Annotated in this window: 23 protein-coding genes, 1 tRNA gene and 1 pseudogene; 8 read left to right on the forward strand and 17 right to left on the reverse strand. The window is 59.3% G+C overall.

Features of this window, described 5'->3' with window-relative positions; genetic code table 11:
• Nucleotides 1-39 precede the first annotated feature (39 nt).
• Together desA and ACYZTL_RS14565 are read left to right on the forward strand one after the other, a co-directional pair.
• Entirely contained in the window at nucleotides 40-1,224 is a 1,185-nt protein-coding gene (desA, locus tag ACYZTL_RS14560) for a delta-9 fatty acid desaturase DesA (protein ID WP_461952378.1), read from the forward strand.
• A gap of 247 nt (nucleotides 1,225-1,471) precedes the next feature.
• The gene (locus ACYZTL_RS14565; protein ID WP_461952379.1) at nucleotides 1,472-2,461 is read left to right on the forward strand and encodes a GGDEF domain-containing protein; all 990 of its coding nucleotides are present in this window, start codon (nucleotides 1,472-1,474) and stop codon (nucleotides 2,459-2,461) included.
• Between the two features lie 135 nt (nucleotides 2,462-2,596).
• Here the strand turns inward: ACYZTL_RS14565 and ACYZTL_RS14570 are convergent, their stop codons facing one another.
• The 3 genes from ACYZTL_RS14570 to gabD form a co-directional block, all read right to left on the reverse strand.
• Complete coding sequence (locus ACYZTL_RS14570; RefSeq protein WP_461952380.1) at nucleotides 2,597-3,811, reverse strand: HDOD domain-containing protein; 1,215 nt, start codon at nucleotides 3,809-3,811, stop codon at nucleotides 2,597-2,599.
• Nucleotides 3,812-3,937: 126 nt separating this feature from the next.
• A complete protein-coding gene (gene gabT / locus ACYZTL_RS14575; RefSeq protein ID WP_461952381.1) occupies nucleotides 3,938-5,215 on the reverse strand; it encodes a 4-aminobutyrate--2-oxoglutarate transaminase in 1,278 nt (425 codons plus the stop codon).
• A 196-nt stretch (nucleotides 5,216-5,411) separates the two neighbouring features.
• Entirely contained in the window at nucleotides 5,412-6,854 is a 1,443-nt protein-coding gene (gabD, locus tag ACYZTL_RS14580) for an NADP-dependent succinate-semialdehyde dehydrogenase (protein ID WP_461952382.1), read from the reverse strand.
• A gap of 349 nt (nucleotides 6,855-7,203) precedes the next feature.
• On the opposite strand from gabD, the gene ACYZTL_RS14585 reads away from it, so the two are divergent.
• The 3 genes from ACYZTL_RS14585 to ACYZTL_RS14595 all read left to right on the forward strand — a co-directional run bounded on the left by ACYZTL_RS14585 (nucleotide 7,204) and on the right by ACYZTL_RS14595 (nucleotide 8,996).
• Nucleotides 7,204-7,280 (forward strand) — tRNA-Arg (locus ACYZTL_RS14585).
• A gap of 177 nt (nucleotides 7,281-7,457) precedes the next feature.
• Nucleotides 7,458-8,741, forward strand: coding sequence for an S-type pyocin domain-containing protein (locus ACYZTL_RS14590; protein ID WP_461952383.1), 1,284 nt, complete (start codon nucleotides 7,458-7,460; stop codon nucleotides 8,739-8,741).
• A gap of 15 nt (nucleotides 8,742-8,756) precedes the next feature.
• A complete protein-coding gene (locus ACYZTL_RS14595) occupies nucleotides 8,757-8,996 on the forward strand; it encodes a pyocin S6 family toxin immunity protein (protein WP_461952384.1) in 240 nt (79 codons plus the stop codon).
• Nucleotides 8,997-9,574: 578 nt separating this feature from the next.
• Here ACYZTL_RS14595 and ACYZTL_RS14600 read toward each other — a convergent pair.
• From ACYZTL_RS14600 to ACYZTL_RS14625, 6 genes are all read right to left on the reverse strand, one after another.
• The gene (locus ACYZTL_RS14600) at nucleotides 9,575-9,889 is read right to left on the reverse strand and encodes a DUF6124 family protein (protein WP_461952385.1); all 315 of its coding nucleotides are present in this window, start codon (nucleotides 9,887-9,889) and stop codon (nucleotides 9,575-9,577) included.
• A 505-nt stretch (nucleotides 9,890-10,394) separates the two neighbouring features.
• Nucleotides 10,395-10,661, reverse strand: coding sequence for a hypothetical protein (locus ACYZTL_RS14605; RefSeq protein WP_461954311.1), 267 nt, complete (start codon nucleotides 10,659-10,661; stop codon nucleotides 10,395-10,397).
• Between the two features lie 20 nt (nucleotides 10,662-10,681).
• Nucleotides 10,682-11,284 (reverse strand): hypothetical protein, encoded by a 603-nt coding sequence (locus ACYZTL_RS14610; RefSeq protein WP_461952386.1) that lies wholly within the window; start codon nucleotides 11,282-11,284, stop codon nucleotides 10,682-10,684.
• Nucleotides 11,281-11,847 carry an RNA polymerase sigma factor gene (locus tag ACYZTL_RS14615; protein WP_461952387.1) on the reverse strand — a complete coding sequence of 189 codons (567 nt, stop codon included), beginning with the start codon at nucleotides 11,845-11,847 and terminating at the stop codon, nucleotides 11,281-11,283. Before ACYZTL_RS14615 ends, ACYZTL_RS14610 begins: the two co-directional genes overlap by 4 nt.
• A 1-nt stretch (nucleotide 11,848) precedes the next feature.
• Nucleotides 11,849-13,540, reverse strand: coding sequence for a vWA domain-containing protein (locus ACYZTL_RS14620; protein ID WP_461952388.1), 1,692 nt, complete (start codon nucleotides 13,538-13,540; stop codon nucleotides 11,849-11,851).
• An 86-nt stretch (nucleotides 13,541-13,626) separates the two neighbouring features.
• On the reverse strand, nucleotides 13,627-14,187 hold the full coding sequence (locus ACYZTL_RS14625; protein ID WP_461952389.1) for a YbhB/YbcL family Raf kinase inhibitor-like protein: 561 nt from the start codon (nucleotides 14,185-14,187) through the stop codon (nucleotides 13,627-13,629).
• A gap of 139 nt (nucleotides 14,188-14,326) precedes the next feature.
• Between ACYZTL_RS14625 and ACYZTL_RS14630 the strand changes: the two genes are divergently transcribed.
• Nucleotides 14,327-15,850: an FAD-dependent oxidoreductase gene (locus ACYZTL_RS14630; RefSeq protein ID WP_461952390.1), complete on the forward strand. Its 1,524-nt coding sequence runs from the start codon at nucleotides 14,327-14,329 to the stop codon at nucleotides 15,848-15,850.
• 126 nt (nucleotides 15,851-15,976) lie between these two features.
• Here ACYZTL_RS14630 and ACYZTL_RS14635 read toward each other — a convergent pair whose 3' ends face one another.
• The 6 genes and pseudogenes from ACYZTL_RS14635 to ACYZTL_RS14660 form a co-directional block, all read right to left on the reverse strand.
• Nucleotides 15,977-17,482, reverse strand: coding sequence for a YdgA family protein (locus ACYZTL_RS14635; protein WP_461952391.1), 1,506 nt, complete (start codon nucleotides 17,480-17,482; stop codon nucleotides 15,977-15,979).
• 283 nt (nucleotides 17,483-17,765) lie between these two features.
• Complete coding sequence (locus ACYZTL_RS14640; protein ID WP_461952392.1) at nucleotides 17,766-18,401, reverse strand: NADH:ubiquinone oxidoreductase subunit N; 636 nt, start codon at nucleotides 18,399-18,401, stop codon at nucleotides 17,766-17,768.
• Between the two features lie 82 nt (nucleotides 18,402-18,483).
• Nucleotides 18,484-19,106, reverse strand: a pseudogene (locus ACYZTL_RS14645) (TolC family protein); the annotation flags it as partial.
• Nucleotides 19,107-19,247: 141 nt separating this feature from the next.
• Nucleotides 19,248-19,493, reverse strand: coding sequence for a type II toxin-antitoxin system prevent-host-death family antitoxin (locus ACYZTL_RS14650; protein WP_461952393.1), 246 nt, complete (start codon nucleotides 19,491-19,493; stop codon nucleotides 19,248-19,250).
• Nucleotides 19,494-19,584: 91 nt separating this feature from the next.
• On the reverse strand, nucleotides 19,585-19,830 hold the full coding sequence (locus ACYZTL_RS14655; protein WP_461952394.1) for a DUF2789 domain-containing protein: 246 nt from the start codon (nucleotides 19,828-19,830) through the stop codon (nucleotides 19,585-19,587).
• 148 nt (nucleotides 19,831-19,978) lie between these two features.
• Nucleotides 19,979-20,440: an aminoacyl-tRNA deacylase gene (locus ACYZTL_RS14660; protein ID WP_461952395.1), complete on the reverse strand. Its 462-nt coding sequence runs from the start codon at nucleotides 20,438-20,440 to the stop codon at nucleotides 19,979-19,981.
• Between the two features lie 257 nt (nucleotides 20,441-20,697).
• Here ACYZTL_RS14660 and ACYZTL_RS14665 point away from each other — a divergent pair, with 257 nt between their 5' ends.
• Both ACYZTL_RS14665 and ACYZTL_RS14670 read left to right on the forward strand, forming a co-directional pair.
• Entirely contained in the window at nucleotides 20,698-21,228 is a 531-nt protein-coding gene (locus ACYZTL_RS14665) for an NfeD family protein (RefSeq protein WP_461952396.1), read from the forward strand.
• Between the two features lie 2 nt (nucleotides 21,229-21,230).
• The gene (locus tag ACYZTL_RS14670; RefSeq protein ID WP_392893172.1) at nucleotides 21,231-21,989 is read left to right on the forward strand and encodes a slipin family protein; all 759 of its coding nucleotides are present in this window, start codon (nucleotides 21,231-21,233) and stop codon (nucleotides 21,987-21,989) included.
• Nucleotides 21,990-22,122: 133 nt separating this feature from the next.
• Here the strand turns inward: ACYZTL_RS14670 and cysC are convergent, their stop codons facing one another.
• Both cysC and ACYZTL_RS14680 read right to left on the reverse strand, forming a co-directional pair.
• Entirely contained in the window at nucleotides 22,123-22,728 is a 606-nt protein-coding gene (cysC, locus tag ACYZTL_RS14675; RefSeq protein WP_461952397.1) for an adenylyl-sulfate kinase, read from the reverse strand.
• A complete protein-coding gene (locus ACYZTL_RS14680; RefSeq protein WP_461952398.1) occupies nucleotides 22,712-24,223 on the reverse strand; it encodes a TolC family protein in 1,512 nt (503 codons plus the stop codon). The genes cysC and ACYZTL_RS14680 overlap by 17 nt, the downstream gene beginning before the upstream one ends.
• Nucleotides 24,224-24,252 lie beyond the last annotated feature (29 nt).

Below are 24,252 nucleotides of genomic sequence, written 5' to 3' on the forward strand. Positions count from 1 at the left end.
CAACGGCTGTTTTTTTCTTTTTCGAGGGCCCTATAGCCTATGTGGTACGAAGGTATTCTCGGCTTGTCGCCCTGGTCACTGGTGGCAGTCACCCTGCTGATGACCCACGTGACGATTATCGGCGTCACGGTCTATCTGCATCGTTATTCAGCCCATCGCTCGCTTGAGCTCAATGCCGGCCTGAAACATTTCTTCCGCTTCTGGCTGTGGCTGACCACGGCGCAGAACACCCGCGAGTGGACCGCCATCCACCGCAAGCATCATGCCAAATGCGAAACCGTCGATGACCCGCACAGCCCGGTCATCAAGGGCTTGTCCACCGTTCTGCGCAAAGGTGCCGAGCTGTACCGCGCCGAAGCGGAAAACCCCGAGACCCTGCGCATCTACGGCAAGAACTGCCCCGAAGACTGGATCGAACGCAACCTCTACAGCCGTTTCCCGCTGCTGGGCGTGGCAATCATGGGCGTCATCGACCTGCTGCTGTTCGGCACCATCGGCATCACCATCTGGGCCATCCAGATGATGTGGATCCCGGTCTGGGCCGCCGGCGTGGTCAATGGCCTGGGCCATGCCGTCGGCTACCGCAACTTCGAATGCCGCGACGCAGCGACCAACCTGGTGCCTTGGGGCATCCTGATCGGCGGCGAAGAACTGCATAACAACCATCACACCTACCCTAATTCGGCAAAACTGTCGGTGAAGAAGTGGGAATTCGACCTCGGCTGGGCCTGGATCCAGGTCTTCAGTTTCCTGCGTCTGGCCAAGGTTCAGCGGGTTGCGCCGATTGCCCACCGCGTCGAAGGCAAAGGCAGCCTGGACATGGACACCGCCATGGCCATCCTCAACAACCGCTTCCAGATCATGGCCCAGTACCGCAAATTGGTGATCGCGCCGCTGGTCAAACAGGAACTGGAAAAGGTCGATCACTCGGTCCGTCACCAATTCCACCGGGCCAAACGTCTGCTTTCGCGAGAAACCAGCCTGCTCGATGACAAACACCACCTGCGCATCCAGACCATGCTCGAGCACAGCCAGGCACTGAAGGTAATTTACGAGAAACGACTGGCCTTGCAGCAGATCTGGGTCAAGACCAGCTCAAATGGTCACGACATGCTGGCCGCCATCAAGGATTGGGTACATGAAGCCGAAGCCAGCGGGATTCAATCCCTGCGCGACTTTGCCGATCAGTTGAAGACCTACTCCCTGCGCCCTGCCTCAGCCTGACTCTGCTAAGAGGCTTGCTGTGGCGAGGGAGCTTGCTCCCGCTCGGCTGCGCAGCAGACGCAAAACCTGACGACGCGTTTCAACTGAAAAAACGCGTCGCCAGTACCGCCCGGCGGGAGCAAGCCCCCTCGCCACAAAGGACGGGAACTTAGCTCCAAATCCCCTATCTCAAAGACACTTCGCCACTACGGCGGGCTTTGTTGCGACCGCTGTCGAATACGCGGCACGCCCTTTGAGATTTGTGTCGATGGTCACCAAGAACCTCCAAGACTCATCCCTACCCCAGTGGCCCGAGGCCGCGCAAACCCTGATGGCATTGATGCATGCCCAAGGCGAAGTCGCGCGCCTGAGCGAACGCGAACAGTTGTTCAGTTCCCTGCTGGTAAGCGTTAACGCGGTACTTTGGGCATTCAACTGGGAAACCCGTCAGGTGCTCTACGTGAGCCCCGCTTATGAACGGATTTTCGGCCGCTCCGCAGGCCTGTTGCTCTCCGACGCCAACCAGTGGCGTGACAGCATTTACCCTGACGATCTGGAGTACGCCGAGCGCAGCCTCGCCAAAGTGCTGGTCAAAGGCGCCGTCGAAGACCGGGAATACCGCATCATCGCCGCCGATGGCCAAGTGCGCTGGCTCAGTGACAAATGCTTCATCAACCGTCAGGCCGAACCGGGCCAACCGGTGATCATCGTCGGCATTGCCGAAGACATCACCGACAAGAAACAGATGGAAAGCGAGCTACATCGCCTGGCCACCACCGACGTCCTGACCCAGAGCAGCAATCGCCGGCATTTCTTCGACTGCGCCCATCGTGAATTCGAACTGGCTCGCCAACAAGGCACGCCGCTGGCGTTTCTGCTGCTGGACATCGATAACTTCAAGGTGATCAACGACACCTACGGTCACCCGGAAGGCGACAACGTACTGCAACACATCGCCGAGGCCGGTCGCGGGGCATTGCGGCGGGGCGATGTGTTCGGACGGATCGGTGGCGAGGAATTCGCCGCGGTGTTTCCCGGCTGTGCACCAGACATGGCCATGCAGGTGGCCGAGCGTCTTCAACGGGAGATTCAGCGATTGAGCTTCACCCATGACCACAAGACGTTCGGCATCACCGTCAGCCAGGGTTTGACCAGCCTGACTGCCGAGGATGAAAGCGTCGAGAGCCTGTTTGCCCGGGCGGATGCGGCGATGTATGAAGCCAAGCGTCAGGGCAAGAACCGGATCATTTCCGGCTGATGCCAACCTCTGGCGCAACACAAACCCAATGTGGGAGCGGGCTTGCTCGCGAATGCGGTGAGACAGTCAAAGTTGATGTCGACTGACACATCGCATTCGCGAGCAAGCCCGCTCCCACAGGGGGTTGTGTAGTACCTACTTTTTGCGCAGTCGCATCAATTCCGGTAAACCAATCTTCAGCAACCGCGCCGTCCGGCTCTTGGCCAGCGCTTCAATGCCCTCATGCTCGGTCAGCCGTGCCATCTGCGCTGCCATGTTCATCACCAGCGCCTCGCGGGAATAAACCCCGCCACCGAGCTGGTACACCGCCGCAATCAGCTCTCGCAGCTCCAGGGGCAAACGCCAGCGGGTGCGCAGCGCGGAACCGTATGCCGCGCCGAATTCGGCGAGGGCATCACCCACCTCCTCCCATTCATCCAGCTCACCACCGGCCTGTTTCCATTCCTGCAAACAGCGCAGCAACGCCAGATCGCCCAGGCGATGCAACATCCCCGCGCAATAGCAACGTTCCTGATCCAGATCGAGCAAGCGCGCCAGCGTCCGGGCATATTCGGCGGTGCGCAGCGACAGCTCCCAATAGCGCTCGGCATAGTCCGCCAACAACGGATCGCTAAGCCGTGCACTGCGCTTGAGTGCAAGCCCCAGAATCAGGTTCATGCTTTGCCCGGTGCCGAGACGGTGCAGCGCCTGAGACAGGGTTTGTACGGCGACGCCATGATGCTGGGCCGCGCTGTTGGCGGCAGCGATCAGGACGGCAGTAATCTGCGGATCGGTACGGATTTCATCTTCCAGCAGCGTCAGATCAAGGCCGTTGGGATTGAGACTGCGTTTGACCGCCAATTGCACGTCGGTCATCAGCGGTGCACCATCGGTCAGCTCACGTCGACGTTCGAGAAATACCGACAAGGTCATGTCCGGCGCCAAAGCCGGTACATCACAGAACACCTCCTCACCAGCATTGAGCAGTAAATCCTGCAGACGCTGGGTCAGACTTTCCATGTTCAACGGCTTGGTCAGGTACGCCAGAGGCGCCAGAGGCAAGGCTTCGCGCACGCTGGCACTGTCGTTGCGGATGCTCATCAGAATGAAGGGCAATGGCGGATTGCGTTTGCGCTGACGAACACTGCGCAAGACATTCAAACCATCCACACCGGGCAATTCCCAATCGACGATCACCAGGTCGTAAACGTTTTCCGCCAGTCGCGTCAGCGCGTCCTGGCCATCGGCGCACAGATCCATGCGCGCGTCGCAGCGCACATTCAGCAGCACTTGTTCGAGCAAATCACGCGACCAGGGATCGGCCTCGGCAATCAGCACTCGGGGTACAGCGGGTAAATCAACGGCCGTCATGCAACAAGCTCCCTCTCAATGCTTGCACCTTAGTCAATGCGGGCCACTCGATACAGTGCGCTGTGTTTCAGGTGGCGTAAAAAAACCCGCCGAAGCGGGTTTTTTGTCGATCAGTTCACAAATCGATCAGAGCTCCGAGAAGCACTCTTCGATGATCGCCAGACCTTTGTCCAGTTGCTCGTCCGGCGAAGTCAGCGGTACCAGGACGCGCAGAACGTTGCCGTAGGTGCCGCAGGACAGCAGGATCAGGCCCTTGTCGCGCGCCTTGGCCACAACCGATGCCACGGCAGCCGCGTTCGGTTTGTGGCTGTCGCCGTCAACGAACAGCTCGACCGCGATCATCGCGCCCAGAGCACGGACTTCGCCGATCACCGGGTACTTGGCCTGGATGGCTTTGAGGCCAGTGACCAGACGCTCGCCGACTGCCTTGCAGCGATCCAGCAGGTGTTCTTCTTCGAACACTTCCATCACGGCCAGGGCCGCGGCGCAAGCGATCGGGCTACCGGCGTAAGTGCCGCCCAAGCCGCCTGGCGCGATGGCGTCCATGTATTCGGCCTTGCCGCACACACCGGCCAGCGGGAAGCCGCCAGCGATGGATTTGGCGAAGGTGGTCAGGTCGGCGGCAACGCCCATCTGCTCCATGGCGAAGAAAGTGCCGGTACGGCCAGCGCCGGTTTGCACTTCGTCAGCGATCAGCAGAATGCCGTGGTGGTCGCACAGAGCGCGCAGGCGCTTCATGAACTCTTTAGGCGCGACGTAGAAACCGCCTTCGCCCTGAACCGGCTCGATGATGATGGCAGCGATGTCACGCGGCTCGGCGTCGTTCTTGAAGATGCGTTCGATGCTGGCGATCGAATCGTCGACGCTCACACCGTGCAGTTCGTTCGGGTACAGCGCGCGGAACACGCCGCCAGGCATCAGGCCCATGCCGGCCGAGTAAGGCACGACTTTACCGGTCAGGCCCAGGGTCATCATGGTGCGACCGTGGTAAGCGCCGGTGAACGCGATCACGCCGGCACGGCCAGTGGCGGCGCGGGCGATTTTCACGGCGTTTTCCACGGCTTCGGAACCGGTGGTCACCAGCAGGGTTTTCTTCTCGAAATCACCTGGAACCTTGGCGTTGATTTTTTCGCACACTTCCACGTACGGCTCATAAGCCAGTACCTGGAAGCAGGTGTGGGTCAGCTTGTTCAGCTGCTCGGTCACGGCCGCGATGATTTTCGGGTGCACGTGGCCGGTGTTCAGCACGGCGATACCGCCGGCGAAGTCGATGAACTCGCGACCTTCAACGTCAGTCACGGTGGCGTTCTTCGCGGACTCGGCGAAGATCGGGTGAATCTGGCCAACACCGCGTGGTACAGCGGCTTCGCGGCGTTTCATCAGGGATGCGTTAGTCTTGCTCATAAAGTCCTCATTCACCGCTCATCGGGCGGCGTGGTTCAAGGAAAATGCGGCGGGGTGCAACGGCGACAGCATGCGATGATCGACTGCCACAGCGTTCCCGGCCACAGAGAAAATTCCGGTTGAAGCACGCAAAGGGTCAGCGCTCTCGTGCCCTTTGCGTTTGAAGCAATGCCTTGCCGGGCTTATGCCCTCGAGCTTAGATGCCCAGGCAGAGGTATTTGATTTCCAGGTAATCTTCGATGCCGTACTTGGAGCCTTCACGGCCCAGGCCCGACGCCTTGATGCCGCCGAACGGCGCGACTTCGTTGGAGATCAACCCGGTGTTGACGCCGACCATACCGTATTCCAGAGCTTCCGCCACACGGAACACACGGCCCAGGTCGCGAGCGTAGAAGTACGAGGCCAGACCGAACTCGGTGTCGTTCGACATCGCGATCACGTCGGCTTCGTCTTTGAAGCGGAACAGTGGCGCCAATGGACCGAAAGTTTCTTCCTTGGCCACGGCGGCGTTGTTCGGCACGTTGGTCAGGATGGTCGGCTCGAAGAAGTTGCCTTCCATCGACTTGCCGCCAGCCAGAACGGTCGCGCCTTTGCTCACGGCGTCAGCGATGTGCTCTTGAACCTTGGCCACGGCTTTTTCGTCGATCAGCGGGCCAGTGGTGGTGCCGTCTTCCAGACCGTTGCCGATCTTGAGTTTGGCCACCGCCACTTTCAGCTTCTCGGCGAACGCGTCGTAGACCGAATCCTGAATGTACAGACGGTTGGCACAGACGCAGGTCTGGCCGTTGTTGCGGTATTTGGAAATGATCGCGCCTTCGACAGCCTTATCCAGGTCCGCGTCGTCGAACACGATGAACGGCGCGTTGCCGCCCAGTTCCAGGGACACTTTCTTGATGTCCTTGGCGCATTCAGCCATCAGTTGGCGACCGATTTCAGTCGAGCCAGTGAAGGACAACTTACGCACGATCGGGTTGCTGGTCAGCTCGCTGCCGATGTCGCCGGCGCTGCCGGAAACAACGCTGAACACGCCAGCAGGAATACCGGCACGCTGGGCCAGTTCAGCCAGAGCGAATGCGGAGAAAGGCGTTTGCGAAGCAGGCTTGAGCACCATGGTGCAACCGGCGGCCAGGGCCGGGCCGGCTTTACGGGTGATCATCGCGGCCGGGAAGTTCCACGGGGTGATTGCAGCGGTCACGCCGATTGGCTGCTTGATCACGATCAGGCGCTTGTCCGGCTGGTGGCCAGGAATCACGTCACCGTAGACGCGCTTGGCTTCTTCGGCGAACCACTCGATAAAGGAAGCGGCGTAAACGATTTCGCCCTTGGCTTCAGCCAATGGCTTGCCTTGTTCCAGGGTCATCAGGCGAGCCAGGTCGTCCTGGTTCTCGATGATCAACTCGAACCAGCGACGCAGCTTGTTCGCACGGTCCTTGGCGGTCAGTGCACGCCAGGCCGGCAGCGCTTTGTTAGCGGCTTCGATCGCACGGCGGGTTTCGGCAGCGCCCATTTTCGGCACGGTGCCCAGAATTTCGCCTGTTGCCGGGTTGTTGACCTTGATCGTCTGACCATTGTCCGCATCGACCCAAGCGCCATCGATGAAGGCTTGCTGGCGGAACAACTGAGTGTCTTTAAGCTGCATGTCGGCTTTCCTTAACAGCACCGCGGCAGGCGCGGAGCAAATTATGATTGTAGAAAGGCGCCTCAAAAGGCTGCCGTCAGGGAAATCATTCACCGGGCTGAAGCACATAAATAGCGCACGGAATGAACTCGTGCGGTTCAGCACCCAGACAAGAGCGTTTGAAATCTCAAACGAATCCTAGGATCAAAGGGGGTAAAGGACAATAGGCTGTTCGAAAAAAAGAACGAAAACGCCGCATTTGCCACAAATTTCAGATCAGCGTAGCAAACGCAGGTTACGCTTTGGAAAAGCGCTGTCGATTCAGCAGCATGGACGCCCGCAGTGCATATGAGTATCATGGCGCCCGCTTGCACCAGTAGCTCAGCTGGATAGAGTACTGCCCTCCGAAGGCAGGGGTCGTGGGTTCGAATCCCGCCTGGTGCACCATACGTAGAAACGAGAAAGCCTCAGGCCGTAGGGTCTGGGGCTTTTTTGTGGGTGTTGTAGTCAGGGAGGGCTACTCAACACCCCCCGATACAGACAAATTCCGCAAAACTATTTTTTGCCCGGCGCGCTTCACGCTCTCCAGAATACCTCCCCGAGGACTTAACCAAGGGGAACGCCATGCGTTTGATAAGGAATGCTGACAAGGGCCTCGAACAAACCGAAAACCCCACCACTGCCGCCCGATTGGTCAATGACGCGCTGATGCGAGGTCGCCACAACATCGCTGGACTCGCTAACTTCGGGAGCCATTCCCGCATCAGCAGCGACAGCGAAATTGTCGAGGCCGTCCGCAAGGGTGATTTGCTGTTGGTAAAGGAACGCTTTGCCAGCTCAGGCGGTGGCTTCATGGTTAGATCAGCGCCAGCGCCTGAACCGGTCTATATCCCCCCAAAAGATCCATGGCCACAGGCCAAACCTCGCGACGATCAGGTCTTTGCCAAATCCTGCATCCCCGATAACTGGTGTCGCACCGACGCCGGCACCGCTGCGGAGCCCGCTTCGAACTTCGGCAAGATAATGGTTGCGGGCGCCATGCTTTTTCCGTCTGCCAGCACCGCCGTAGCGACGGCACTCGGCGCCGATCTGGCACTAGGTCGCATGGCCGGTGGCGGCATCCTGCAGCAGCGTCTTAACTGGGCGATTCGCGGTGCCGGCGGGCCTGCCAGTGTTTTCATACTCGGCATGCTACCGACCAGGATGGCTGACGGGACGCTCCATACCGACACTCAGTTGCGCAGCATGACCCACGCCCCCACCCGTGTGCGTTTTCAGTTTCGTCGCGACGCCGAGGGCGCACTACAGGTTTACGGCATCCATACCACCGCATCAGGCGACGACACGGTGCGCACGGTGCAAGCCACGTGGAACGCCGATAAAACCGCCTTGGAAGCCAAGCTCAATGGCATCACTATCTTGTGGACGCCCCAGCGCGGGCCACTGGGACAGATGCCCCCGCTGATCTACCCCGACAGCAGCGGCGAACAGCTTGGCACCATCCTGGTCCACCCGATTCCGGGCAACACAGACAGTCAGCTCGAAGGCCTCCCCGGTGAAGACATCACCACTGACGACTGTATTCTGGTGTTTCCAGCGGACACTGGGTTGAAGTCGATGTATGTGGTGTTTGCTCGGCCTATTGGGGGCGACCACAGCTACCATCCCGCCCCCAAAACACTGCCGGCCTTTCCAGATGCCACGCGCGCAAAACAAATGTCGAGCGTCCAAGGCGGAGGCAAAAAACGAAGTCGTTGGAAAGATCGCAAGGGCAGAATTTATGAATGGGATTATGAGAATGGCAGAATTGAACTCTACGACAAGCAAGGTAAGCATTTGGGAGAGTTCAACCCCGATACGGGAGAACGTACAAAGGGTGCTGAACCAGGGCGAACCACATCAAAGTGATATGGGAGAGCAATAATGTTTTTAGAGATTACGGGCTTTCTCGCAGGCGACAACGATGACGATTCGATCAAATTTGAGTTCGACGTAAGTCCCGAATTTGAGCAAGCCGTTATGGACGTATTGGGCTGGGACAGCTTAGCAGCCGAAGCTAATGGCGAGCTTCCATTAACCGGCGGGCAGGTCCAACAAATAGAAATTGCGATCCAACAGTCATTACCGAAAGAATTGGAGCTATTCATCGGTGTACGGGCATAGCAGGGATTAGTAGTGGAATTCGACGAGGTACACCCCATCAGACCGGTGTCGATCAAACCACCTTTAGATAGTCGGTCGCGGGACTAAATCCATCTTGAGTTGGCTTGACCCCGGTGCCTGAAGAGGCAGTTGTCAACTTAAAGTTGACAACTGCGGCAGACGCCAAGAATGGCGCCCAACACTTTGGTGAACCAAGAGTTTGCGAGATCGCGCGGTTCTGCTCGTGGATTCAGCTTGGACGGATACGCATCAATCAATAATTTAAGCAAAATGACTCATCGGAAGGGAGCCGATCAACAAAAAACCCCTGAGCAGTATCAGCGCCGAAGCGAATCCACCGACAGGGGCCGTGTTGCAGGTGATTATAAGGATTGAGAACTTCTCATCAACTACTGGTTGGTTCGAAGCAACCGTCAAGGAAAACTTGACAGTTCAAACCGAAGGTTCGCGCAAGGTCAGCCGCAAGATGGCGACCTCCGGGCAACGCGGGCATTCAGGCAGCCCGCGTTATCGTTTACGACCATCGCGAGGAGGCTCGCTCTCACAATTATCCGGTGCCCATTTTTTGTGGCCGGCGCCTAAGCGTCTGCGGTTTGGTTGTGCTGCCTGGCGAAAATCGCCGCCATCTCTGGCTCATCCAGGTGATCCAGCGCTCGTTCCACCAACAAATGCACGCCATCGGCCATGCGGCTGAGCGCCAGGGCTTTGGAGCGACGCGAACCGTCCACATCGTCGGCGAGGTTGGCGGCGATGGCGCTGATCGACAGCAGGTCTTCCGAGGCATTGGCGAGCAGGGTTTCGGTGTTGATGTTGGGACTGACGCTGAAGAGCGAGCCTTTGCGTTCAGGTTGCTCTGTTTCCGTTGCTGGTGGGTCGGGGACTATTTTGGACATTTGACTAACTCCAGAAGTGGAGCCGTTCACGCGTCGCTGCTAAACGATGGGTGGCGGCTGTGCGCGGGTTAGCAGACCGGGGAGTTAGCAAACCGGCGCGCCCGAGGGCGCCCCACGCACAGCCACCATAACGTGCAGGTTAGTAACCTGACTGAAGAGGATGCTATGCACTTCACTAACCACGGCGGGCTGCTAAACCCGATCACTGACAACCAGTGACACGAATCAAACTACCGACCCGCTCCCAAGCGCACAAGCCGGCGGATTCTGGCGTAGCTGTAGGTAATGGCGCAAGAATTTGTAGCTTGCAGGAAGTAAAACAAAGCCCTTTTAAACAAGCCCAAAATCACTGGCCTGTGAGGTTCCCTGTCGGAGCGAGCCGGCTCCGGGCGGCGTTCCGACGAAGTACGTCAACGATGACGCAAGCAGTCTGAATGCCCAGCGTTGACTGGAAGAACATCGCGAGCAGGCTCGCTCCTACAGGAGATGATTCCACCAGAGAATGTCACTCAGTCGTCCAGTCGAATTCGTCGTAATCATCGTCTTCGTCGTCCTCGAACTCTTCATCATCAAGAACGTCTTCCTCAAGCGTTTCTTCTGCCTGCTTAGCCAGAAGAAACTCCTTACGACTCTCCGTCACTGCTCGCCGCAGTTCTTCACCCTTGACCGGGCAGTTGAGCATTTGGGCGATGCGGTCGATTTTTTTTGCCACGGCATCCTCCAACGCATCGGCTATAGGCCGATAGTGCGCGCTTTCGGGGGTGGATGCCAAATTGCGGAACACCGTTGCCCTCAGTTTTTCTTCAATTCCTTGAGTCTTGCGGTGAGGTTTTCCTTGGGAAAGCGTTTGTGCAATGTCGCCAACAATTCATCCGCCTCGCGTGTCTGACCGGCGTTTTGCAGGCGAACCACTTCCAGCAATTGCTCATCCAGGGTTTTCAACGGAGCGGCTGCACGTTTGCTGACTTTTGCTTCCTCGGCCATTTCGGCGCTGATCGATTCGCTCTGCGCGGGGGCGGCGAAATCCGCCATCGGTGCGGCGGGAGCTGGGGCCGCCAACGAGCGCGCAACTGACGACGGTGCTTGCGCTGCCTCTTTTTTAGCCACCGGGGTGGATGCTTTGGGGGCAAAGTCGTAACTCGGTGCTTCCTCTGTAGTTCGTTGCACCAGTGCCAGCATCAATGCGACGCCAACAAGGCTGGCGAACGCCACTTGCCAACGAGGCCTCTGGCAGGCCTTAACCCAGCGTTGCCACAAGTTCGGTTTCGGCGCGGGGACTTCACGCTGTGCAGCAGCCAGAATGAAGGCATCAAGATGGGCCGGTGGTTCGCTGGTCGAATGCTCGCGAAAATGCTGAAGCACCTGGTCTTCCGGTGTTTTGCGGGCGTCAGTCATGTCAATACCTCCTCGGCCAGCAGCCGACGCAGTTTTTGCTGGGCGTAGCGCAAGCGGCTTTTGACGGTTTCCAGCGGTGTGTCGGTGAGGGCGGCGATCTGCGACAGGTCGAGATCGCCGTGGGCGCGCAGCAGGAACACTTCGCGCTGGTCGGCAGGCAGGTTTTGCAAAGCAGCTTCAAGGCGCTGGTTATCGCGGCTCAGGCTCAGCAGTTGTTCGGGGTCGGCGGCGTCATCGGCCAGGGCGTGGGTCTGTTCGTCGTAGCTGTCGTGCAAGGGGTTGTGGATTCCGTGTTTGCGCCAGTGGTCGATCAGTCGATTGCGGGCGATCTGGTAGAGCCAGGTACGAAAGTTCGCCCGACCTTGTGGCTGACTGGTGCTGCGGATCAGGCTCAGCCAGGTTTCCTGGTAGACCTCTTCGGCCAGCTCGGATTTGCCGCTGAGGCCGAGCAGAAACCGATAAAGACCTTGCCGATGGCGGGCGTACAGAATCTCGAACGCCGGCCCGTCGCCTGAGCGATAGCGGGCCAGCAGTGATTCGTCGCTCAGTTCAGGAGCAGACATGTCAGTTGTAGCCTCCTTTATGCGGCTCGCTGTTGGAGGCGGTCGTGGTTCGCAGGCTTTGCGCCAGTTCCACCAATTGCACGAACTCCGAACGCAGGCCGAATGGATCATCGCCCCGGGCACCACGAGCCAGAGCCTCCGTGTCCTTCAGGCTGAAATCACCGGTGTAACGCCCGTCCTTGAGCTGTTGGGAAAACGCCGCCACGGCCGCCGCAAATCGCAGGTCATCACTGGCCTTGCCTTGCGAACCACCGGCAATCGGCCGCTCGATCAGGCGACTATTCCCACCTTCCGGCAGCTGATATCGCACACGCAGCATCGCCAGTTCTCCAGACTTTGCAGAGACAGCTGACTCGGCGCCGCCATACCGCAACGGCTCCAACCAGCCCTTCTCACCCTTAGGCACAATTTCGTACAACGCCGTGACCGTATGCCCTGCGCCGATTTCACCGGCATCAACCTTGTCGTTGCTGAAATCCTCACGCTTCAACGCGCGATTCTCATACCCTAACAACCGGTACTCGCTGACCTGCGCCGGGTTGAACTCCACTTGCAGCTTCACGTTTTTTGCCACGACGGCGAGGGTCGAGCCGAGCTGATCCACCAGCACCTTGCGCGCTTCGCGCAAGTTGTCGATGTAGGCGTAGTTGCCGTCGCCGGCATCGGCCAGTTGTTCCATCAGGTGTTCATTGTAGTTATCCACACCAAAACCCAGGGTGGTCAGGGACACGCCGGTCTTGCGTTTATCCACAGCCATTTGCTTGAGGCTGTCGAAGTCGCTGATGCCGACGTTGAAGTCGCCGTCGGTGGCCAGGAGGATGCGGTTGATGCCTTTGGGGATAAAGTCTTGCTGCGCCATTTGATAGGCCAGCTCGATGCCCGACGCCCCGGCGGTGGAGCCGCCCGCAGTCAATTGGTCGATGGCTGTACGAATTTTCGCTTTTTCCCGTCCGGAAGTCGGTTCCAGCACCACGCGCGAATCGCCGGCATAGACCACCAGCGACACCCGGTCCTGCTCGCGCAATTGATCAACCAGTAATTTCAGGGTGCTTTTGACCAGCGGCAAGCCCTCGCGACGGTCCATCGAACCGGACACGTCCACCAGAAACACCAGATTCGCCGGGGCCAGTTCAGCCACTGCGCGGTCCGATGCCTTGATGCCGATGCGCAACAAACGGGTGTGCGGGTTCCACGGTGATGGCGCCAGTTCAGTGGTCACGCCAAACGGCGAGCCATCGGTGGGCAACGCGTAGTCGTAGGGAAAGTAATTGACCATCTCCTCCAGCCGTACCGCGCCTTCGGGTGGCAGGCGTCCCTGATTGAGCAAGCGGCGAACGTTGGCGTAAGCGCCGGTGTCGACGTCGGCGCTGAAGGTGGAGACCGGCGCCTCCGCGACGCTGTGAATCGGGTTATCCGCCAGCGCTTGATATTGCTCACGCTGTTCATCCTGATAACCCGGCGGCGAAGATTCAGGCGCATAACTCGCCATGGGCGCCGCACTTACCCTGCGTTTGGCCATGGTCGCATCGGCCATGACCACCTCACTGCGCACCCAGGTACTTTGCGCCGGAGGTGAAACCGCAACCGCAGCGGATTCAGGCTTGGACGAAACACCACAACCGGCAACGGCCAACAGCAACCCGGCGGCGAAACCCTGGGCGGCCGGGCGGAGAAAATGCAGAGGGAGGGACATGGGGGCTGACCTCAGGAGGAAATTGATCCATTCATCCTCTGAGACGGGCAGCCCCACCGGTTCGGGTTAAACCCGCTGAAAAAACTTCAGCGGTGATAACGCCGCACCACGCTGCTGTTTTTCAGCACATGGCCTTTGATTTTTTCCAGCAACTGCGCGCGGGTCAGGCCGGCGGGCAAGGCATCCGGGGCGAGGTCCAGGGCGTAGAGCTGGATGATGTAGTGATGAGAGCTGTCGCCGACCGGCGGGCAAGGACCGATGTAACCGGTGGTGCCTTTGCTGTTGCTGCCAGCCACGCCTTCCAGGGCGGATTTGGCACCGACACCGGGCGGAATCTGGCGGGTCGCGGGTTTGATGCCGTAGTGAATCCAGTGATCGGAACCCAACCCTTTCTGACCATCCGGGTCGTGCATGACGATGGCGTAACTCAAGGTACCCGGCGGTGGGGCGGTCCAGCTCAGCGCCGGAGACTGGTTCTTGCCGCCACAACCGGCCGCATCGCTGGCCGCCGCCGAGGTGAACAGACGGTTGTCGGTGACACCGGGAATGCTGACGGTGAAGCGTTCTGCGGCCTGCGCCGGAAACTGCACGCAAAGGGCGACGGCAACGGCCGCCAGCCAAGGGTTCAGAGAGGTCAATCGGGTCATACCGGAGCACCTTGTGCGGGTGGGGCCGTGGTCGGCGTGCAAACTATAGCCGGACCGTTCGTGCGGTGGCAGTGGGAATTGGCTGAACCCGCGGATAAGCGCCAAACTCTTAAGTGAAACGCTTGCCTGGAGAACGATCATGGCACTGCACCGCGTCGCCCGTTTCGCCGATGTGCCCGACAATCGAGGCCTGGAAGTCCGGATTGGGGGCACCAAAATCGTCTTGCTGCGGGTTGGCGATCAACTGCGCGCCTATCAGGGCGAATGCCCGCACGCCGGGGCGCCGCTGGCCGAGGGCGCGTTGTGTCAAGGACATCTGATTTGCCCATGGCACAAGGCAGCCTACCGGATAGAGGACGGTGCGTTGTGTGAACCGCCGTCGCTGGACAGTCTCAAGCGCTATCCCCTGGAAGTGCGCGATGACGAAGTCTGGGTCGACGAAAACCCGCTTCCGGATGCTCATACCCCACCGGCCGATGATGAACGTACGTTTGTGATTATCGGCGCTGGCGCCGCAGGCACGGCGGGTGCGGCGGCGTTACGCGAAAAAGGTTTCGGCGGCCGCGTACTGCTGATCGACCGCGAACCTGACGCCGGTTACGACCGCACCGTGTTGAGTAAATTCGTGATTGCCGGGGAGATGCCGCCGGAAGAAGTCCCGCCGCTGCGCGATGAAAATTTTTATCGCGAACAGCGCATCGATCGCATAAACGGTGAAGTGGCGAGCCTGGATGCAAAGGCCCGGACAGTGCAGCTCAAGGATGGCCAAACATTGACCTATGACGCTGCGCTGATCGCCACGGGCGGCACACCCAACCGTCTCGAGTTGCCTGGAGCCGACTTGCCGCAGGTGTTCTTGTTGCGCTCGAAAGACCAGGCACAAAAGATTCTGACCGCCGCCCAGCCAGGCCAGCGTGCAGTGATCATCGGCGACAGCTTTATCGCGATGGAATCCGCGGCGGCGCTACGTGAATACGGCCTGGACGTCACTGTTCTGGCCCGCCACGCGGTGCCTTTCGCCAAACAGTTCGGCGAAACGGTCGGCAAGTCGATTCTTGCCCGCCACGTGGCCCACGGCGTGGTGTTTCATACGGATGGCGAAGCCGCGCAGATCGAAGGTTCGAGCAAGGTCGAAGCGGTGCGTCTGGATAACGGTCAGCGTTTTCCGGCGGATCTGGTATTGGTCGGCATTGGCGTCAGCCCGGCAACCGGACCGTTTAAAGATTTGCCCATGGAAAAAGACCATTCTTTGAAGGTCGACGGCGGCATGCGCGTGACTGAAGGGCTGTGGGCGGCCGGCGATATCGCCACCTTCCCGCTCAACGGCCAGCCGCAACGGATCGAGCACTGGCGCCTGGCCCAACAACACGCACGGATTGCAGCGGCGAACATGTTGGGCGGCGACGAGCATTACCTGGACGTACCGTACTTCTGGACCTGGCACTTCGGCAAAAACTACGACTACCTCGGTCACGCCGAAGCCTGGGACGAGGTCGAGTTCAAGGGCGATCCGTACCATCCACCCTTTATCGGACTGTTCGGCAAGAACGGCGTGGTGACCGCCGCCATCGCCTGCGATGAAGAGTGGGCGATGGCGATGCTCGCCGAGCGAATGAAACAGCCGCTGCCTGTGGACGAGGCATGGCGGCTGATCAGAGGTTGAAATTCCATCCTTGATGCTCTGAATGCCAGTAGGAGCTGCCGCAGGCTGCGATCTTTTGCCTTTGAAGATCAAAAGATCGCAGCCTGCGGCAGCTCCTACAGGTCAGTGCGAAACGTGCTCTTGGTTTTACTGGACGACGCCAGCACCACCGAGCTTGCTCATCACGAAACCGACGAACTCTTCGACGGTCATTTTCTGGCCATTGAATTCCACCTGATTGCTGGCGTAATGCAGTTTGGTGACGATGTCATTGCCGTCCGCTTTGGCGAACTGAGTGCCGACTGCCATGGCGCCGAACATGTCAGCGGTGGCAGTCGCTTGGTCGGCGATGACCTTGGCGTCGGTTTGACCGTCGATTTGCCCCTGGACGCTGAGCAAATCAACCAGCATCGGCTTGGACACTTTGATATTGACGTCCAGCAACGCGATCAATTGTTTGGTCAATTGATCCGGTGGCAGGTCCATGGATTGTGGCTTGGTCAGGTCGAGCACCAGGTTGGCGCGGCTTTCACCGTTGGCCGTGGTGAACGACAGGTTTTCCAGAGCCACTTGCGGGCCGGCTGCCAGCAATTTCTCAAGACCGGTTTTTACCTGAGCCTCTTCTTCCGGGGTCAAGACCAGCTCGGGCGCCGGCTCACCCGCAGCGGCAGCCTCGGCGGCGGCCTTCTCGTACGGCTGCAGTTTGGTCTGGTAAATCTGCATCAACGACATCGTCGCCGGGATATCGAGGTTCTTCAGGCTCATGGCCATCTGCGCAGAGCCGACCGTCTTGCCGTTCAGGGACACTTCGCCAATCTTGTAATCGGCTCGCCCGGAAGCGCTGGTGCCCGACTCTTCGGTCTGGTTCTTCATCTCGAACTTCTTGATGCCCAACACCGACTGTTGCGCGCCGAACGTGGTTTTGCTGTTGGTCAGCTCGACGGTGTTCTCGCCGGTGTAGTAGCCGTAGGTACTTTTCACCAGGTTGCTGGCCAGGGTCAGGCCGCTCAATTCGACTTTTACCGGGGCCTGGGTTTCATCGATTGTGGTCAGGATGAAGTTGTCCATGTAGCCGTTGGCTTTGACTTTCTGCGCCTTGGCGTTGGCCGCGACATCGAGGTTCAGGCCGGAGAATTTCAGGTGGGACTTGTCGTCCAGCGCCACGTCCAGCGGCAGCAATTCGAGGGTGCCGTTGGTGGCGTTGTCGTAGCCGATGTTGACCACGCCGGTGAGCGGCGATTTGTCCTTGGCGGCGGCGAACCACTTCTCGGTGATCGGCGTCTTTTCCAGCTCGTAGTGACTGGTGGCCATGACCGGCAACCACTTCAGCGACACCAGACGCGAGAACGGCAGCGGGCCGTGTTCGATGCGATCGACGAAGAGCAATTCGACTGGCGCCTCGCCGAAGATCTCGCCCTGGCCCTTGAGGCGGTAGTGCGCGGTGCTGCTGAACACGTGGCGCTCAAGCGACACCAGCTCCAGCGACGCGGTGCCGTTGGAGCCGACCAGCGCGGCTTGCAGTTCCTTGTTGGCGTCGGCGATCGAGGTGTTCAGCACCCCTTCGAGTTTGGTGCCGGTAAACCAGGCACCGCCAGCGCTGATTGCACCGATGGCCACGACAATTCCAAGAAGCACGCCTGCTGATTTATTCATGAATGACCCGTTCAATGTCCGTTGTTTGAGGTGTGGTCGTCTTCCCTGAACCCATGACGGGTTACGGTCACGACTGCGTTGAAAGTGCGATGGAGATTAGCATCAGGCGTACCGGGCGGCCCAATGTTTAAAGGTTAAAGAGTGTCTATGGACCGTAGGTATTGGTCGAGAGTTTCGGCGATTATGAGATCGCCTTCGCGAGCAAGCCCGCTCCCACAAGGATCACGCTGAACCCTGTGGGAGCGGGCTTGCTCGCGAAGGCGTCTGAACTAACGACACAGCATCAGGAATACTGAACTTCCATCTCATCCAACTGATGATCAAAGCTTTTCAGCCGAGCCGTCCATGTATAAACCAGCACCTCAAAATCCCGATTGATCACCGCCCCGCCCGTCAAATCCGCGCGCGGGTCGCAGAAGTCCAGCTGATAGCGTTCGCGGGCCATGGCGGCGGCGACATCGGAGAGTTCACGGGCGTTGCTCAACCAATGCCAGTCGTCGTCGGACACTTGCTTGTCCAGCGCCAGGCATTGCTTCTTCAACGTTTCGAGGCTTTTTTCCAGCGGTGTGCCGGTGAGTTCACCCATGACTTCCTGAAAGGTACGCCCGGGTTGCCAGTAACTGCCCCAGAAATACCGGTCGAACACCGTTTCGACCCGACGCAAAGCGACCTTGGTGTCCCAGATCAGCACCAGCGTCTTGCCTTGTTCAAGTTGTCTTTTTTTGATGCGCTGGCCCTGTATCGACGCCCAGGCCACCACCACGATGGCCATCACGGCGATCAGCGCGGCTGCGCTGTCGAGGAACACCAGCGCCTTGTCGATCTGGTGGGCCAGCATGATGCCGTAGAAATAGGTGGCCGAAAGCAACACCAATGCCGCAATAGCGCACCAGAAGCCAGGAGCATAAGGGTTTTTCATTATTGGAATCCCCATGACCAACGCGAGCCTTGATTGATGAGTTCGACGCGCGACCTCATCAAGTCAAAGCATAGCAACGGCCTCAGGGTTTGCTGGTGTTCATCGCTTGCGTTCGTCCGCTTTCCCAGCCACCGCCCAGTGCCAGGAACAAATCGATCTGGCTCATGGCAACTTGCGTGTTGGCGGAGGCCAGTTGCGCCCGCACATCGGTGTAGGTGCGGGTCGCTTGCAGGTCTGCCAGGAACGATTCACGACCGGCCTGGAAGAAGCGGTGTGTCTGGTCGCCGGTTTGCCGAGATTCTCCAGAATACCGACGGTGCCGACGGTCGCACCGATGCTGATGTCCGGGTACAACTCGCCGGTGGCAATGCCGATACCGGCGGTCGCGGCGGCCAATCGACGCTCGGCCTGACGCACATCGGGGCGGCGTTTGAGCAAAGTGGCGCCGTCACCGACCGGCAACAATTGCGCAATTTTCGGTAATTCGGCGCAGTCGCTGGTGCCGGCCGGCAATTGGTCGACCGGTTTGGCCAGCAACATCGACAAACGGAACAATCCCGCCTGACGCGCTGCTTCATAACGCGGCATGTCGGCACGCAGGGATTTGAATTGGGTTTGTGAGCGGGTGACCTGGGTTTCATCGCCACGCCCCGCATCGCGCAAACGCTGGATCAGCGTGGCGCCTTGGGCCTGCATTTCGAGGGAATGCAACTGCTGATGTTCATCTGGAGAGCGTCGAGGTTTTTTGACACGGGAGAAAAGACACACTGTTAGCTTGCTAACTATCAATATGGCATTTGAGAGGAAAGCTGGTCAAGTTTTGAAACAATTCTCATCAGCCAGCTTTTATAGATCATCAAGACTGACAGGTATGGCGATTTCGCGACTACGTGTATGGATGAGCGTCACCAAATCAAAAACTTCCAGACGTTCAAGCATCGCGTCATATAAATCTGCCGACACCAGGTACGCTTTGATTTGGTTGTTTTCCACCACCGCTATAGGACCCTCTAGCGATTCGCGCATCACAGCATCCACGTTTTGCTTAAGTTCGTTGATACCGATGACTCTTTCTGCCAAAACGCGCTGCATGATTCGATCTCATCGTTGAATGTGTGCCATGGAAAGCTACGCCAGTCAGCTTGAAAGCTTCCAAAAAACCTGTGACCAGGTTTTGCGTTCTTTACACCCCACGCCCCTTCCTCAGCAGCACATCCAACTGATCCGCCACCTCGGCCCAATCCGCATCATCCAGAATATCGTCGCGCAAAAACTGCGCTTGGCTCTTGCTCCAAAAAAATGCATCGGCCAAATGCAATTCGGGTTTGAGCGGTGAGTGGGTCGCGATGAATTTATCGATGCTTTCGGCGTCATCCGGCAGGCCGAGTTGTTTGAACAGGGAGGGAAGGCTGTGGGTTGGGGATTCCATGTCGGGCTCCTGGGTAAAGGCAAATGATTGGGTGACCGCTGCGCGGTCAATCGCCGGCAAGCCGGTCTCGCTCCCACAGGGACACGCGGTCGACTGTGGGAGCGAGACCGGCTTGCCGGCGATGGCGGTGTCACTGACGCCGCAAAACTCATTGACTCAACTCCCGCACCTCGGCATGCGGCACCATTTTCAGATACTCCGGCATGCTCATGTGCAGCAGATTGTTGTGGTTACCGGCCTCCAGATAGATGTCATTCTGCCGAGTCAGCAACGGGTCGATGACCATTTCCAGGCCATAGGACTCACCCAACGCCGGCACCGCGCCGCGTTCGCAGTCTTCGAACAGACGCGCCAGGGTGCTTTCCCGGGTGACTTGCCATTCGCCGCTGCTGCGCACTTTAGTCAGGTCCAGGTGACGACTCGCCGGCAGCACGGCCATCAGGAAATGACCATGGTGGTCGTCGAGGATCACCGACTTGGCCACCCGTTCGGCAGGAATGCCCGCGACCCGCGCCGTTTCAAGGCTGCTGGCCGAGTGTGGATGGGTAACGATGTCAAATTCGCAGCGCGCCTTTTCCAGGCTGCTCTGCACGGTTTTTGCCATACGCATGATGCACCTCGATGTCCGCAACAACGTTGGCGGACGATGGATAAACGTTTTCTCCATTGAAAAGTCTAGGCCTGCTGGCGTCATCGCGCGGGAAATCTGCCCACTGGAACATCGTCGACAACTGAGCAAAATTCGTACAATCCGCTGCTCGACTAAACTGTATGAAGCGATGGGCACTGACGGTAACGCGCACTGCCTGAATCGACGCGGTGCTCTCAGATTCATCGCGAGCGAGCTCGCTCCTACAGGAGGGTCAAGTGAACACTCGTTGCTGTGCAGTGGCATTGCTGTTGGCCTTGAGCGGATCGGCATTCGCGGCGGACACCATTGTGCTGATTCCCAACCCCATGGGGATCTGGCTGATCACGTTCGGCATCGCCTTTCTGATCGCCGAGGCTGCCTTGCCCAATTACGGCGTCATCGGGTTGGGCGGGATTGTGATGTTCGTCATCGGTGCGGTGATTCTTAGCAACACCGAAGTGCCTGTCCCGTTGATGATCGGCCTGGGTCTGATCAGCGCGTTGTTGTTGATTTTCCTGGTGATCCACGCCCTGAAAACCCGTCCGCGCCAAACAGTCAGTGGCGATGCCGGGCTCGTGGGCAGCGTGGCTCCGGTGATGTCGTTACAGCCCGGCAATGCCTGCAACGGCTGGGTGCACCTGCAAGGAGAAAAGTGGCAAGTACTCAGCGCCACGCCACTGGAAACCGGGCAACAGGTCCGGGTGGTGGCGCGCAAGGGATTACTGCTGCAAGTGGCCGCGGCTGACGCGGCGCCGGGTGGAGAATAACCATGGGTCTGCAACTGGGCTTTGCCGCACTGCTGCTGTTGGTCATTGCGCTGGCGGGATCGACTTTTCGCATCCTGCGCGAATACGAGCGCGGGGTGGTGTTCCAGCTCGGCCGTTTCTGGCAAGTGAAAGGCCCCGGCCTGATCCTGTTGATTCCTGTGGTGCAGCAAATGGTTCGCGTCGACCTGCGCACCGTGGTGCTCGACGTGCCGCCGCAAGACGTGATCACCCGCGACAACGTCTCGGTAAAGGTCAACGCGGTGCTGTACTTCCGCGTGCTCGACCCGCAGAAGGCAATTATCCAGGTTGAAGATTTCCTCATGGCCACCAGCCAGCTGGCCCAGACCACCTTGCGCGCGGTGCTCGGTAAACACGAGCTCGATGAATTGCTGGCCGAGCGCGAACGGTTGAACATCGATATCCAGCAAGTGCTCGATGCCCAGACCGACGCCTGGGGCATCAAGGTCGCCAACGTCGAGATCAAACACGTGGACCTCAACGAATCAATGGTCCGCGCCATCGCCAAGCAGGCCGAAGCCGAGCGGGAGCGCCGGGCCAAGGTCATCCACGCCGAAGGTGAACTGCAGGCCTCGGAAAAGCTCATGCAGGCCGCCGAAATGCTTGGCCGTCAGCCGGGCGCCATGCAGCTGCGCTACATGCAGACCCTGAGCTCGATTGCCGGGGACAAAAGCTCGACCATCGTCTTTCCGTTGCCGATCGAGTTGCTCAAGGGCATGGCGGATTTGTCGGCGAAACCTTGAAGCGGTGATGACCTGTGGTGAGGGGGCTTGTCGGATCGCCGCACCGTCCCGTCGGACTGCGTGGCAGTCCCTTGTTTGGGGCCGCTTCGCGGCCCAACGGGAGCAAGCTCCCTCGCCACAAAAACCACTTGGTTCAAAACTTGGGCAGCACCGCGCATTCGCCGAGCCAGGTCAGCAAACGGTCGAGACAGGCCTCGACCGACTGCGTCCCGGTGTCGAGTATCAGCGCAGCGGCAGGCGGCGGTTCATAAGGCGCAGAAACCCCGGTAAATCCTGGCAGTTCACCGCGACGGGCCCGAGCGTAATGACCTTTGGGATCGCGCTGCTCACACACCGCCACGGAAGCGCTGCACCAAACCTCGCGATAATCCTCGCCTAAGCGCGTGGTGAACAGTTCACGCAACTCCAGCAGCGGCGCGATCATCGCCAGAATCACCACCTGCCCGTTCTCCACCAGCAACGCCGCCAGTTCGCTGGCCCGGCGGATGTTCTCCACGCGATCACTGTCGGAAAAACCCAAATCGCGATTAAGCCCGACCCGCAGCCCATCGCCGTCGAGCACGACGCTCTGCACGCCGCGTCCGAACAACTCGGCGTGCAGTGCCTGGGCCAGCGTCGACTTGCCCGCCGCCGGCAAACCGGTCAACAGAATCGCCGTGCCGCGATGGCCATTGCGTGCCTCCCGTTGGGCGCGGCTGATGCTCGCCGGCGGCGCCTGTAGGTTATCGAGCCTGGACATGAGCCGGCACCGTAATGTTGCCCGCCGCCCACGCCTCTTCGCGATTGGCCAATGCGATGGCGATGGACTGGACTTCGGTGGACTGCACCTGATCCGGCAGCGGATCGAGCCCGGCACTGGCAAAAATCTGCCCGTAAGCATTGCGCAGATCGGCGTACGAGAGATCGCGACGCAGATCGGCCTGCAAGGTGTTCAACTCGCCCTGAATCAAGTCCAGTTCACCCAGCCCCGCCGCCTGATAGCGATTGCGCATTTGGCCGACAATCTGCCCGTCAATGTCCGACAGTTGCTGATTGGTCTTGAACTGTCGCAGCGCCTCGTGGAAGTTGGCATTGGCCACGTAAAGCTGGGCCAGCACCGCAATCGACATCGCCTGACGACGCGCCGTGGCCACTTCTTCACCGGCCTTGGCGACATTGATCGCCGCCGGTGCAGAGATCACGCTGAACAGGTTCCAGGTTACCTTCACGCCATAGTCGGCCCACCCCTGCTCCACCAGGAACGAGTTGGTGTCGTAATGCCCACCGGCGGAAAACTCCAGGCCCGGCAGCAGGCGCAACATGGCTTTACGGGTTTCGGCGGCACTGATGCGGCTTTGGTAATCCTGCTCACGCAGTTCCGGGCGGCTGGCCAGGGCTTCCTGTTCCAGGCTGGCGAGGTCGACTTTGAGTTCCGGAATGACGTAGTCGTCCTGAGTCGCCAGCGTCATCTCGGTGCCCAGGGGCAGATTGATCAGGGTCGCCAGTTCGGTTTTCGCCAGCGACAGCGCGCGGCGTTGTTCTTCCAACTGGCGTGTGGCTTCGATCAGCGAGCGCTGATAACCCAACGCCTGGATCGGATCGCCGACGCGCTGTTCGCTCATGCTCTCGCTGTTGCCGCGAGCGGTCTCGACCCGGGCCATGAGGCTGTCGATCTGCGTGAGCAAACGTTCGGCGGCCACTGCTCGCCAATAGGCCGAGCGCACGTCCTGAACGATGGTGTTGATCACTTTGCGCCGGCGTTCCTGAACGATCAGCCGTTGGTCGCCCTGTTGCTTGGCACTGATGTAGCTGACGCCAAAATCGAGCACGTTCCAGACCATGTTCAGGTCGGCGACCTCACGGTCACGGTCCTGTGAGGTCGACGGTTCCAACGACTGGGTGCCGGTCCGCACACTCTGGCTGCTGGAGGCGCTGACGTTGTTGCGACCGACGTAACCGGCGTCCAGCGCCATGCGCGGCAGCATGTCAAAACTGGCCAGGTCGAGCTGGCGCTTGGCCAAGGCCTCTTCCATGATCTTGAGCCGGCCTTCGAGGTTGTATTTCACCGCGCGGGCCATGGCCTGATGCAGGGTCAGCGGACCGCTGAGGGGCTCCTGACCCTCGTACATGCTTTGCAGATCGTTTTTGGCGCGCTGCTCACTGACGCTGCGTTCGATCGGTTCACTTTTGACTGCACATCCACTGACTGCCAGCGCGAGCAGGCTCGCGACGAACAACTTCTGACTTCTCTTCATCCTTGACCGCCCCTGGGTGTCGCAACGAT

Source organism: Pseudomonas sp. LB3P81 (genome assembly GCF_054897965.1).